This is a genomic window from Serratia sp. J2, from assembly GCF_046269175.1.
GTDB lineage: Bacteria > Pseudomonadota > Gammaproteobacteria > Enterobacterales > Enterobacteriaceae > Chania > Chania fonticola_C.
On the sequence record NZ_JBKABN010000023.1, the window covers coordinates 61,273 to 73,389 of the forward strand.

At 54.7% G+C, this 12,117-nt stretch carries 11 protein-coding genes; all 11 read left to right on the top strand.

What is annotated here, in order from left to right; all coding sequences use genetic code 11:
- Positions 1 to 119: 119 nt before the first annotated feature.
- The 11 genes from ispC (at position 120) to rnhB (ending at position 12,004) form a co-directional block, all read left to right on the top strand.
- Positions 120 to 1,316: a 1-deoxy-D-xylulose-5-phosphate reductoisomerase gene (ispC, locus tag ACKWMY_RS21045; RefSeq protein ID WP_409486993.1), complete on the top strand. Its 1,197-nt coding sequence runs from the start codon at positions 120 to 122 to the stop codon at positions 1,314 to 1,316.
- A gap of 370 nt (positions 1,317 to 1,686) precedes the next feature.
- The gene (ispU, locus tag ACKWMY_RS21050) at positions 1,687 to 2,445 is read left to right on the top strand and encodes a (2E,6E)-farnesyl-diphosphate-specific ditrans,polycis-undecaprenyl-diphosphate synthase (protein WP_024529505.1); all 759 of its coding nucleotides are present in this window, start codon (positions 1,687 to 1,689) and stop codon (positions 2,443 to 2,445) included.
- Positions 2,446 to 2,454: 9 nt separating this feature from the next.
- Positions 2,455 to 3,303, top strand: coding sequence for a phosphatidate cytidylyltransferase (gene cdsA / locus ACKWMY_RS21055; RefSeq protein WP_024529506.1), 849 nt, complete (start codon positions 2,455 to 2,457; stop codon positions 3,301 to 3,303).
- A gap of 32 nt (positions 3,304 to 3,335) precedes the next feature.
- Entirely contained in the window at positions 3,336 to 4,691 is a 1,356-nt protein-coding gene (gene rseP, locus ACKWMY_RS21060; RefSeq protein ID WP_024529507.1) for a sigma E protease regulator RseP, read from the top strand.
- 35 nt (positions 4,692 to 4,726) lie between these two features.
- A complete protein-coding gene (gene bamA, locus ACKWMY_RS21065) occupies positions 4,727 to 7,150 on the top strand; it encodes an outer membrane protein assembly factor BamA (RefSeq protein ID WP_074031351.1) in 2,424 nt (807 codons plus the stop codon).
- Positions 7,151 to 7,313: 163 nt separating this feature from the next.
- Positions 7,314 to 7,811, top strand: a complete 498-nt coding sequence (gene skp / locus ACKWMY_RS21070) for a molecular chaperone Skp (protein ID WP_024529509.1) — start codon at positions 7,314 to 7,316, stop codon at positions 7,809 to 7,811.
- A 4-nt stretch (positions 7,812 to 7,815) separates the two neighbouring features.
- A complete protein-coding gene (gene lpxD, locus ACKWMY_RS21075) occupies positions 7,816 to 8,838 on the top strand; it encodes a UDP-3-O-(3-hydroxymyristoyl)glucosamine N-acyltransferase (protein ID WP_024529510.1) in 1,023 nt (340 codons plus the stop codon).
- A gap of 161 nt (positions 8,839 to 8,999) precedes the next feature.
- Positions 9,000 to 9,455, top strand: a complete 456-nt coding sequence (gene fabZ, locus ACKWMY_RS21080) for a 3-hydroxyacyl-ACP dehydratase FabZ (protein ID WP_021179919.1) — start codon at positions 9,000 to 9,002, stop codon at positions 9,453 to 9,455.
- Positions 9,456 to 9,458: 3 nt separating this feature from the next.
- On the top strand, positions 9,459 to 10,247 hold the full coding sequence (lpxA, locus tag ACKWMY_RS21085; RefSeq protein ID WP_024529511.1) for an acyl-ACP--UDP-N-acetylglucosamine O-acyltransferase: 789 nt from the start codon (positions 9,459 to 9,461) through the stop codon (positions 10,245 to 10,247).
- A gap of 3 nt (positions 10,248 to 10,250) precedes the next feature.
- Positions 10,251 to 11,399 carry a lipid-A-disaccharide synthase gene (gene lpxB, locus ACKWMY_RS21090; RefSeq protein ID WP_024529512.1) on the top strand — a complete coding sequence of 383 codons (1,149 nt, stop codon included), beginning with the start codon at positions 10,251 to 10,253 and terminating at the stop codon, positions 11,397 to 11,399.
- Positions 11,396 to 12,004 (top strand): ribonuclease HII, encoded by a 609-nt coding sequence (gene rnhB, locus ACKWMY_RS21095; RefSeq protein WP_409486994.1) that lies wholly within the window; start codon positions 11,396 to 11,398, stop codon positions 12,002 to 12,004. Before lpxB ends, rnhB begins: the two co-directional genes overlap by 4 nt.
- The last annotated feature ends 113 nt before the right edge of the window (positions 12,005 to 12,117 follow it).

A 12,117-nucleotide genomic window follows, 5' to 3' on the forward strand; every position in this document is an offset into this window, starting at 1 on the left:
TTTATTTTTTGTGGTGCAGATCTCGTTTTATCGTACGCACAGAGCGTAAACCAGCCGTGATGCAAGTTACACTGTGGTGTACCTCCGATCTCATCACGCAGTAGATTCAGAGCGATCTCATGAAGCAACTGACAATTCTGGGTTCCACCGGTTCTGTGGGCACCAGCACCCTGGCCGTGGTCAGGGAAAATCCCGACCTTTTCGCAATCAAGGCACTGGTAGCTGGCCGTAATGTGGCGGTCATGGCGCAGCAGTGCATAGAGTTCCACCCGAGCTATGCGGCAATGGCCGATGAGCAGTCCGCCAATGAGTTACGCGCCGTGCTGGCAGAAAACGGTGTGAAAACCGAAGTGCTGGCAGGTGAAAAGGCAGCCTGCGAGCTAGCCGCATTAGACGACGTCGACCAGGTGACGGCAGCCATTGTCGGGGCCGCTGGGCTGTTGCCCACCCTGGCCGCGATCCGTGCCGGTAAGCAGGTGCTGCTGGCGAACAAAGAGTCGCTGGTCACTTGTGGCCGCCTGTTTATGGACGCAGTGCAAAAGAGCCAGGCCCAGCTGCTGCCGCTGGACAGCGAGCACAACGCTATCTTCCAGAGCCTGCCAGAAAGCATTCAACGCCAACTGGGTTATAGCTCGCTGGAAGCCCACGGCGTTTCGCGCATCGTGCTGACCGGTTCCGGTGGCCCGTTCCGTACTACGCCGATGGAACAGTTCGCCACCATGACGCCGGATCAGGCCTGTGCGCATCCCAACTGGTCGATGGGGCGCAAAATCTCGGTAGATTCCGCCACCATGATGAACAAGGGGCTGGAGTATATCGAAGCTCGCTGGTTGTTCAACGCCTCGGCAGAGCAGATGGAAGTGATCCTCCACCCGCAGTCGGTGATCCACTCCATGGTGCGCTATGCCGATGGTAGCGTGCTGGCCCAACTGGGTACGCCGGATATGCGCACGCCTATCGCTCATGCCATGGCTTATCCGCAGAGGGTCCACTCCGGGGTGGCAGCGCTCGATTTCTGCCGTATCGGGGCGCTGACCTTCTCTGAGCCGGAACCTGAGCGCTATCCTTGCCTGTATTTGGCAATCGAAGCCTTCGATGCAGGCCAGGCGGCGACCACCGCCCTCAACGCGGCCAATGAGATTGCCGTAGCGGCATTTTTGCAGCAACAAATTCGTTTCACTGATATTTCAGTCGTGAACCAAAAGGTTGTTGAATGTATGGCGCTGCCGGAACCCACCAGCATTGAGATGGTGCTGGAGATCGATCGTCAGGCGCGTGAGGTGGCTGGCGGTTTGGTTCGTAACCTGCGAGTTTAATCACTTGAGCGGGTTATACCGCGGGTAAATTCGGCTCTGCTACATTGTCTGAATTTGCTGGTAAACTCGCCAGGCCGCCGTGTGGCCGTTTGTTCAGGCTTCACGGAGGTGTTATAGTCTGCGCCATAATCACCGGTTATACCGTTGAATAATGGCCGGATTGGCAGACCTTTTTACCTGACAAGCGCGGCCAATAGGGCAGTGCCAAGCCAGAAGACGGGGAAAATTTACGCCAATCTTTGCCGGGCGCTCCTTGGGGCACCAGGCAGGCAGACTGAAAAGCTGTGTCAGGCACACGGCTTTTTTTGCGCGTAAGGTCCGATATTCCGGCAAGGCCAGGGCGTTTCTACCGAGGAAATAAGTACGAGTTATGTCGTCCGCAAACCAACAAGAAGCTAATCTTTCTGCTCATGGGCCACGTCATGTCGCGATCATTATGGACGGCAATGGGCGTTGGGCTAAACGCCAGGGCAAGTTACGTATCTTCGGTCATAAAGCAGGGGTGAAATCGGTACGCCGTGCGGTCAGTTTTGCCGCCAGTCACCATTTAGATGCACTCACGCTTTATGCCTTCAGCAGCGAAAACTGGAACCGCCCGGCGCAGGAAGTCTCCGCGCTGATGGAGCTTTTTGTCCGCGCACTGGACAGCGAAGTAAAAAGCCTGCATAAACATAATGTCAGGTTGCGTGTGATCGGCGATGTCAGCCGGTTCAGCGCACGTTTGCAAGAGCGTATCCGCCGCTCGGAGCAACTGACAGAAAATAACGATGGCCTGACGCTTAACGTTGCCGCCAATTACGGTGGCCGTTGGGATATTATTCAGGGAGTGAAGGATCTGGCCGAGCAAGTACAGCAAGGTACGCTGTGCGTAGATCAGATCAGCGAAGAGTTACTGGGCGAGCGCGTCTGCATGAGCGATCTGTCTCCGGTGGATCTGGTGATCCGTACCGGCGGCGAACATCGCATCAGTAACTTTTTGTTGTGGCAAATTGCTTACGCCGAGCTTTACTTTACTGATGTACTCTGGCCAGATTTTGATGAACTTGTCTTTGAAGGTGCGCTGAATGCATTTGCACAACGCGAGCGTCGCTTCGGAGGAACAACACCTATCGATGCCAATGCGTCCTAGGGGGAACTTTTGCTGAAGTCTCGCATCATAACGGCTCTGATTTTAATTCCGATTGTTATCGCAGCGCTGTTCTTGCTGCCGCCGATGGGCTTTGCCCTGGTAACACTCGCTGTGTGCATGTTAGCCGCCTGGGAATGGGGGCAGTTGGCTGGCTTTGCTGCCCGCCCCCAACGTATCTGGCTGGCGATATTATGCGGTTTCCTATTGACGCTGATGATGCTCAGCGTGCCTGCCTACCATCAATCTGTTCACCAATTGCAGATCGCTGGCCCGCTATGGCTGTCGCTGGGATGGTGGCTGGTGGCCCTGCTGCTGGTGCTGTTCTATCCAGGCTCGGCTGCGCTGTGGCGTAATTCGCGCACCTTACGGCTGGTCTTTGGCCTGTTGACCATCGTGCCGTTTTTCTGGGGCATGCTGGCGCTGCGTCAGTTCGGCTATGAAGAGAATCATTTTACCGGTGCATGGTGGTTGCTGTACGTTATGCTGCTGGTCTGGGGCGCAGATTCCGGTGCCTACATGTTCGGCAAGCTGTTTGGCAAACACAAGCTGGCACCGAAGGTCTCTCCGGGGAAAACCTGGGAAGGGCTGGTCGGTGGGCTGGTAACGTCTGCCGTGATTTCGTGGCTGTTTGGCCGCTATGCGCCGCTGAACGTGGTGCCTATGACCCTATTGGTCTGTTCGGTGATTGCTGCCCTGGCTTCGGTGTTGGGCGATCTGACGGAAAGCATGTTCAAACGTGAAGCCGGTATCAAGGACAGTGGTCATCTGATCCCGGGGCACGGTGGCATTCTGGATCGTATCGATAGCCTGACCGCAGCGGTACCGGTATTTGCCTGCTTGATGCTGTTAGTGTTTTAATCCGTCATCGGCGGGGGGAGTAAAGGGATTCTATGGTCAGCGTACTCTGGAACTTGGTCGCGTTTATTATCGCTCTGGGTATATTGATCACAGTGCATGAGTTCGGGCACTTTTGGGTGGCTCGCCGCTGTGGCGTCCGTGTGGAGCGTTTCTCTATCGGCTTTGGCCGTGCGCTATGGCGCCGCACCGATCGCCAGGGCACCGAATATGTCGTCGCCATGATCCCCCTTGGCGGCTATGTCAAAATGCTCGATGAGCGCGTCGAAACGGTGGCTCCCGAGCTGCGTCATGAGGCGTTCAACAATAAAACCGTCTGGCAGCGTGCGGCGATTGTCAGCGCGGGCCCCATTGCCAATTTCCTGTTTGCCATTCTTGCCTATTGGATCGTCTTTATCATCGGCGTACCGAGTTACCGCCCGGTCATCGGTGAAATTACTCCGCAATCCATTGCCGCCCAGGCCGAAATTTCTCCGGGAATGGAACTTAAGTCCGTTGACGGTATCGAAACGCCTGATTGGGAATCTGTTCGCCTGGCGTTGGTGACCAAAATCGGTGATGCGCAAACCGAGGTAGAAATTGCTCCGTTTGGTTCTTCACAAAAGCTGAGCAAGACCCTGGATTTGCGCCACTGGAGCTTTGAGCCGGACAAAGAAGATCCCGTGCGTTCTCTAGGCATGATCCCGCGTGGCCCGCAGATTGAATCCGTGCTGGCAGAAGTCCAGGCCGGGTCAGCTGCGCAAAAGGCAGGTTTACAAGCGGGGGACAGGATCGTTAAAGTCGATGGTCAGCCACTTGGCCGTTGGGTTACGTTGGTTAAACGTATCCACAATGCTCCAGGGCTTCCGCTGGTTTTAGAGATAGAAAGAAACGGCGCCCCCTTGTCTTTAACGCTGATACCAGATACAAAGCCGGTGGGAAAAGACAAAGCGGTGGGGTTTGCCGGGATTGTACCTAAAGTTATCCCTCTGCCGGATGAGTACAAGACCATCCGTCAATATGGGCCGTTCTCTGCGCTGTATCAGGCGGGGGACAAAACCTGGCAGCTGATGCATCTTACGGTCAGCATGATAGGTAAATTAATTACCGGTGATGTGAAGCTGAACAACCTGAGTGGCCCGATTTCCATTGCACAGGGAGCAGGGGCATCAGCAGAGGTGGGTTTTGTGTATTATATGATGTTTCTGGCGTTGATTAGCGTCAACTTAGGGATCATCAACCTCTTCCCATTACCGGTATTAGATGGTGGGCATCTCCTCTTCCTGGCGATAGAAAAGCTGAAGGGGGGGCCAGTTTCTGAGCGAGTACAGGACTACAGCTACCGCATTGGTTCGATCTTGTTGGTACTGCTGATGGGTCTTGCACTTTTCAATGATTTTTCTCGTCTTTAGGGGCGGGGACAGGTTAGGAAGAACGCATAACAACGATGGCGATGAAAAAGTTGCTCATAGCGTCGCTGCTGTTTGGCAGCGCCACCGTATACGGTGCAGACGGGTTCGTAGTGAAGGATATTCATTTCGAAGGCCTGCAACGAGTCGCCGTCGGTGCGGCGTTACTCAACATGCCGGTTCGCGTAGGCGATACCGTCTCTGATGATGATATCGGTAACACCATCCGTGCCTTGTTTGCCACTGGCAACTTCGAGGACGTTCGCGTACTGCGCGATGGTGATACGCTGATTGTTCAGGTTAAGGAACGCCCTACCATTGCCAGCATCACTTTCTCCGGTAACAAATCGGTGAAAGATGACATGCTCAAGCAAAACCTGGAAGCCTCTGGCGTCCGGGTTGGTGAAGCACTCGACCGCACCACCTTATCCAGCATTGAAAAAGGGTTGGAAGACTTCTACTACAGCGTCGGTAAATACAGTGCCTCGGTGAAAGCCGTTGTCACGCCGTTGCCGCGCAACCGTGTTGACCTGAAACTGGTGTTCACGGAAGGGGTTTCCGCCAAGATTCAACAAATCAACATTGTCGGCAACCATGCCTTCACCAACGATGAGCTGATCGCACACTTCCAGTTGCGTGATGATGTGCCGTGGTGGAACGTGGTGGCCGATCGCAAATACCAGAAGCAAAAGCTGGCGGGGGACCTTGAGAGCCTGCGCAGCTTCTATCTGGATCGCGGCTATGCCCGTTTCAATATTGATTCGACGCAGGTCAGCCTGACGCCAGATAAAAAAGGCATCTATATCACCGTTAACATCACCGAAGGCGATCAGTACAAGCTTTCTGGCGTGGTGGTAAATGGCAACCTTGCCGGTCATTCGGCAGAAGTGGCTCAGTTGACCAAGATTGAGCCGGGTGAGCTGTTTAACGGCACCAAAGTGACCAAAATGGAAGATAACATCAAGAAGATGTTTGGCCGTTATGGTTACGCTTATCCTCGCGTACAGACTCAGCCTGAAATCAACGACACGGATAAAACCGTGAAGTTGAACGTCAACATCGACGCGGGTAACCGTTTCTATGTGCGTCGCATCAAGTTCGAAGGCAACGACACCAGTAAAGATTCCGTTCTGCGCCGCGAAATGCGCCAGATGGAAGGGGCGTGGCTGGGTAACGATCAGGTCGAGCAGGGTAAAGAACGTCTGAACCGTCTGGGTTACTTCGAGACGGTCGATGTAGAAACCCAGCGTGTACCGGGTTCCCCCGATCAGGTTGATATCACCTATAAGGTGAAAGAACGTAACACCGGGACGCTGAACTTTGGTGTGGGTTACGGTACCGAAAGTGGCGTCAGCTTCCAGGCGGGCGTACAGCAGGATAACTGGCTGGGCACGGGCTACTCTGTTGGCATCAGCGGCACCAAGAACGACTACCAGACCTATACCGAGCTGTCGGTGACCAACCCGTACTTCACCGTTGACGGTGTGAGTTTGGGCGGCCGTATCTTCTATAACGACTTTAAAGCGAATAATGCCGATCTGTCCGACTATACCAACAGCAGTTATGGTATCGACGGCACGTTAGGCTTCCCGATCAACGAGAACAACTCGCTGCGTGCTGGCCTGGGTTACGTCCATAACTCCCTGTCAGAAATGCAGCCGCAGATCGCCATGTGGCGCTATCTGAACTCGATGGGCGATTATCCTGACTTTAAGGATCGCGCCAGCTTTACAGCCGACGACTTCACGCTGAACCTGGGCTGGACCTATAATAATCTGGACCGTGGCTACTTCCCTACCCAGGGTAACCGCACTACGTTCAACACCAAGGTGACCGTGCCGGGCTCCGACAACTCATACTACAAGATGACGTTGGACACCGCGCAGTATATGCCGCTTAACGATGACAAGACCTGGGTGTTGCTGGGTCGTGGCCGTCTGGGCTATGCCGATGGGTTGGGCGGTAAAGAAATGCCGTTCTATGAAAACTTCTATGCGGGTGGTTCAAGTACCGTACGTGGCTTCCAGTCCAACACCATTGGTCCAAAAGCCGTGTACTACAACTCCAACTCGTATTCGTGCCAGTACGCGCCAGGCACCAGCACCGCTCAGCCGATTTGTAGCTCGAACGATGCGGTGGGCGGTAACGCCATGGCCGTGGCAAGCATGGAGTTGATCACGCCTACGCCGTTCCTCAGCGAGAAATACGCCAACTCGGTGCGTACTTCACTGTTTGTCGATGCCGGTACCGTGTGGGATACCCACTGGGAAAACACCGATCAGACGCTGATGTACGGGGTACCAGACTACAGCAAGGCGAGCAACATTCGCGTGTCTGCCGGTCTTGCGCTGCAGTGGATGTCTCCACTGGGGCCGTTGGTCTTCTCCTATGCGGATCCGATCAAGAAATACGACGGCGACAGGTCGGAGCAGTTCCAGTTTAACATCGGTAAAACCTGGTAATAACCGGTTTCACCTGTGGGCAGAGCGGTACAAGAATCGCAAATGCCAGGCTTAAACCAGCTCATAGCGAGAGAAATCTCATTGTGTAATGTGATAAGTCTGGCAGATTGTGTACTTTCAAAAGTGTCATGTGACACAAATGGGTGATGGTAAGGAGTTTATAGTGAAAAAGTGGTTATGTGCCGCAGGCCTCGGTTTAGCAATGGCTGCTTCTGCAGGCGTTCAGGCAGCTGACAAGATTGCTGTTGTTAACGTTTCTAGCATTTTCCAACAGCTGCCAGCTCGTGAAACCGTAGCCAAGCAATTGGAAGGCGAATTCAAAGGCCGTGCAAGCGAACTCCAGAACATGGAACGCGATCTGCAAACCAAAATGCAGAAGTTGCAGCGTGATGGTTCTACCATGAAAGCCAGCGATCGCACCAAGATGGAAAAAGATGTGATGGCTCAGCGTGAGCAGTTCTCTCAGAAAGCGCAGGCTTTCGAGCAGGATAATCGTCGTCGCCAGATGGAAGAGCGTAACAAGATCCTGAGCCGTATTCAGGATGCTGTGAAAGCCGTTGCCAGCAAAGAAGGCTATGACGTCGTGATCGACGCCAACGCAGTTGCTTACGCAGGTTCTTCAAAAGATATTACTGCAGACGTGCTGAAACAGGTTAAATAACGCCATGCCTTCAATTCGACTGGCTGATTTAGCGCAGCAGTTGGATGCACAATTGCACGGTGATGGCGATCTCGTCATCACCGGCATTGCTTCTATGCATTCCGCACAGCCTGGCCAAATCACGTTTTTGTCAAACAGCCGCTACCAAGAGCAGCTGGCTTCCTGCCAGGCGAGTGCCGTGGTACTCACCGAAGCAGACCTACCACACTGTCGTAGCGCAGCGCTGGTGGTTAAAAACCCTTACCTGACCTATGCGCGTATGGCGCAGTTGATGGACACCACGCCAGCACCCGCAGCAGATATCGCGCCAAGCGCGGTGATCTCTCCGCAGGCCAAGCTGGGGCAGAACGTTGCTATTGGGGCGAATGCGGTTATCGAATCCGGTGTTGAACTGGGCGATAACGTGGTCATCGGCCCGGGTTGCTTTATCGGCAAGCAGGCACGCATCGGCGCAGGTACGCGTCTGTGGGCCAACGTAACGATTTATCATGAAGTGGAAATCGGCCAGCACTGCCTGATCCAATCGGGAACGGTGATTGGTGCGGACGGTTTCGGCTACGCCAACGAGCGTGGCAACTGGATCAAGATCCCGCAGCTTGGCACGGTGATTATTGGCGATCGCGTTGAGATTGGTGCCTGTACCACCATCGATCGCGGCGCGTTGGATAACACCCAGATTGGGAATGGTGTTATCATAGATAACCAGTGTCAGATTGCACACAACGTGGTGATTGGCGAGAATACCGCCGTCGCGGGCGGTGTGATCATGGCGGGTAGCCTGAAAATCGGGCGCTATTGCCAAATTGGCGGCGCCAGTGTGATCAACGGTCACATGGAGATTGCTGACCAGGTAGTTGTCACCGGGATGGGAATGGTTATGCGACCAATCACCGAACCTGGGGTATACTCCTCTGGCATTCCGTTACAACCCAACAAAGTTTGGCGTAAAACCGCGGCGTTGGTGATGAATATCGATGAGATTAGCAAGCGCTTGAAAGCTGTCGAACGAAAAGTCGGAAAAGACTAATCACCACGGCCCGGGATGCTGGGTATAAAACGAAACGCGTTGGCAATGATGCCAAAAGCGCAAAGAGTTGTTAATTTGCGGCCTGCCTGATGATCTCCTTTTTGGGGTCAACGCAGGCCGTGTTGTTGATGCCATCAGTTTTTAGAGACAGGAAGAGTATTTTGACTACTGACACTCATACTCTAGATATTGCAGAAATTCTGGAACTGCTTCCTCACCGTTATCCATTCTTGCTGGTTGACCGTGTATTGGATTTCGAAGAGCATAAATATCTGCGTGCAGTGAAGAACGTATCCGTTAATGAGCCGTTTTTCCAGGGGCATTTCCCTGGTAAACCGATTTTTCCAGGCGTGCTGATTTTGGAAGCTATGGCTCAGGCCACGGGTATCCTGGCATTCAAGAGCGTGGGTAAACTGGAACCGGGCGAGCTGTACTATTTCGCCGGTATTGACGAAGCTCGCTTCAAGCGCCCTGTGGTGCCTGGCGACCAGATGATTATGGAAGTCACTTTCGAAAAAACCCGTCGTGGTTTGACCCGCTTTAAAGGCGTGGCGACCGTCGATGGAAAAATTGTCTGCGAAGCAACCATGATGTGTGCCCGCAGCCGGGAGGCATAATCCGTGATTGATAAAACCGCCTTTATCCATCCAAGTGCGATCGTTGAAGAAGGCGCCGTCATCGGCGCTGGTGCGCATATCGGTCCCTTCTGCTACGTCGGCTCCCAGGTGGAAATCGGCGCGGGTACGGTCCTCAAATCGCATGTGGTGGTGAACGGTATCACCAAGATTGGCCGCGATAACGAGATCTATCAGTTTGCCTCTATCGGCGAAGTGAATCAGGATCTGAAATACGCTGGCGAACCGACTCGGGTTGAAGTCGGCGATCGTAACCGCATTCGTGAGAGCGTCACCATTCATCGCGGTACTGCACAGGGAACGGGCCTGACCAAAGTCGGTAATGACAACCTGCTGATGGTCAACGTGCACGTTGCTCATGACTGCGTAGTGGGCAATTCCTGCGTGTTGGCCAACAACGCCACGCTGGCTGGTCACGTGGAGATCGACGATTTCGCCATCATTGGCGGCATGACCGCGATCCACCAATTCTGTGTGATTGGTGCCCATGTGATGGTCGGTGGTTGTTCCGGTGTCGCTCAGGACGTACCGCCTTTTGTCATCGCGCAGGGTAACCACGCGACGCCATTTGGCGTGAACGCCGTTGGCCTGAAACGCCGTGGTTTTGATAAGGATGAAATGCAGGCGATCCGCAATGCCTACAAGATCCTCTATCGCAGCGAGAAGACCTTCGACGAGGCTAAAGCAGAGATCGAAACCCTGGCGCAACAGCAGCCAGTGGTGCAGCAGTTCCTCGATTTCTTTGCGCGTTCTACCCGTGGGATTATTCGCTGAGTTATGCCAAATCGTCCATTGACTATCGGATTGGTCGCCGGGGAAACCTCCGGTGATATTCTGGGTGCCGGATTAATTCGTGCGCTTAAGACGCACTACCCAAGCGCCCGCTTTGTCGGTGTTGCTGGCCCGCTGATGCAGGCCGAAGGGTGTGAAACCTGGTACGAAATGGAAGAGCTGGCGGTGATGGGCGTGGTAGAGGTGCTTGAGCGTCTGCCACGCCTGTTGAAGATCCGCAAGGATCTGACCCGCCGGTTCAGTGAGCTGAAGCCTGACGTGTTTGTCGGTATCGATGCGCCAGACTTCAACCTCACGCTGGAAGGCCGCCTGAAACAGCGCGGTATCCGCACTATTCACTATGTCAGCCCGTCCGTGTGGGCCTGGCGTCAGAAACGCGTTTTCAAAATTGGTAAGGCGACCGATCTGGTGTTGGCGTTCCTCCCTTTCGAAAAAGCGTTTTACGATCGTTTCAACGTCCCTTGCCGCTTTATCGGACATACCATGGCCGATGCGATGCCATTGCAGGCGGATAAGCTGGCCGCACGCGCTACGCTGGGCATTGACCCGGCCGCTCGCTGTTTGGCATTGCTACCCGGCAGCCGTAATGCCGAAGTGGAAATGCTCAGTGGCGACTTCCTGCGTACCGCTCAACTGCTACGCGAGCATTATCCCGATCTGGAAGTGGTGGTGCCTTTGGTCAACGCCAAGCGCCGTGAGCAGTTTGAGCGTATCAAGGCAGAGGTCGCACCGGAGCTCAAGGTTCACCTGCTGGATGGCAAAGGCCGTGAGGCGATGGTGGCCAGCGATGCGGCTCTGTTGGCTTCCGGCACCGCGGCGTTAGAGTGTATGTTGGCAAAATGCCCGATGGTGGTGGGCTACCGCATGAAGCCATTTACCTTCTGGCTGGCGGAGCGGCTGGTGAAAACCCCGTATGTCTCATTGCCTAACCTGCTGGCGGGGCGTGAAATCGTCACCGAACTGCTGCAACACGATTGTGTACCGGATAAGCTGGCCGCGGCGTTATTGCCGTTGCTGGAAGACAGCCCGCAGGCGGAGCTGTTGAAACAGACCTTCCTTGAATTGCATCAGAGTATTCGCTGTGGTGCCGATGAACAGGCCGCTCAGGCTGTGTTGGAGCTGGCAAAAGCATGATGGAACCCTTTGTTTACCCTGCCGCCCGGCTGTTTGCCGGTGTGGATGAAGTGGGGCGCGGGCCTTTGGTGGGTGCCGTTGTGACCGCTGCGGTGATCCTCGATCCGGCACGGCCGATTGTCGGCCTGGCGGATTCCAAAAAGCTCAGCGAGAAGCGCCGTCTGGCGTTATACGACGAGATCGTGGAAAAGGCGCTGTCCTGGAGCCTGGGGCGGGCTGAGTCGGTCGAGATCGACCAACTGAATATCCTGCATGCCACCATGCTGGCGATGCAGCGCGCGGTAGCGGGTTTGCATATCGCCCCGGACATGGTGTTGATTGACGGCAACCGTTGCCCCAAATTGCCGATGCGCTCGTTAGCGGTGGTGAAAGGGGATAGCCGGGTGGCGGAAATCAGTGCCGCATCAATTCTGGCGAAGGTGACCCGCGATCGCGAAATGACCGAGCTGGATGCGATTTTCCCGGATTACGGCTTTGCCCAACACAAGGGCTATCCCACCGCGTTCCATCTGGAAAAGCTGGCCGTGTTGGGGGCTACCGAGCATCATCGCCGCAGTTTTGCCCCGGTAAGACGGGCGCTGGAGTCAGGCTCGTCAGCTAAGTAACCAAGCCGCATAGTTCACACGATGCTTAATATTACGCCCCCTCTTCTTTTGGGAGAGGGTCGGGGTGAGGGGAAATGGCTACGGTGATCTTCCCCACACCCTAATGTAACCCT

What these genes read in the sequence shown, in the direction of transcription:
- ispC (WP_409486993.1), top strand. Translation starts at nt 120, where the DNA reads ATGAAGCAACTGACAATTCTGGGTTCCACCGGTTCTGTGGGCACCAGC.
- ispU (WP_024529505.1), top strand. Translation starts at nt 1,687, where the DNA reads ATGTCGTCCGCAAACCAACAAGAAGCTAATCTTTCTGCTCATGGGCCA.
- rseP (WP_024529507.1), top strand. Translation starts at nt 3,336, where the DNA reads ATGGTCAGCGTACTCTGGAACTTGGTCGCGTTTATTATCGCTCTGGGT.
- bamA (WP_074031351.1), top strand. Translation starts at nt 4,727, where the DNA reads ATGGCGATGAAAAAGTTGCTCATAGCGTCGCTGCTGTTTGGCAGCGCC.
- lpxD (WP_024529510.1), top strand. Translation starts at nt 7,816, where the DNA reads ATGCCTTCAATTCGACTGGCTGATTTAGCGCAGCAGTTGGATGCACAA.
- lpxB (WP_024529512.1), top strand. Translation starts at nt 10,251, where the DNA reads ATGCCAAATCGTCCATTGACTATCGGATTGGTCGCCGGGGAAACCTCC.
- rnhB (WP_409486994.1), top strand. Translation starts at nt 11,396, where the DNA reads ATGATGGAACCCTTTGTTTACCCTGCCGCCCGGCTGTTTGCCGGTGTG.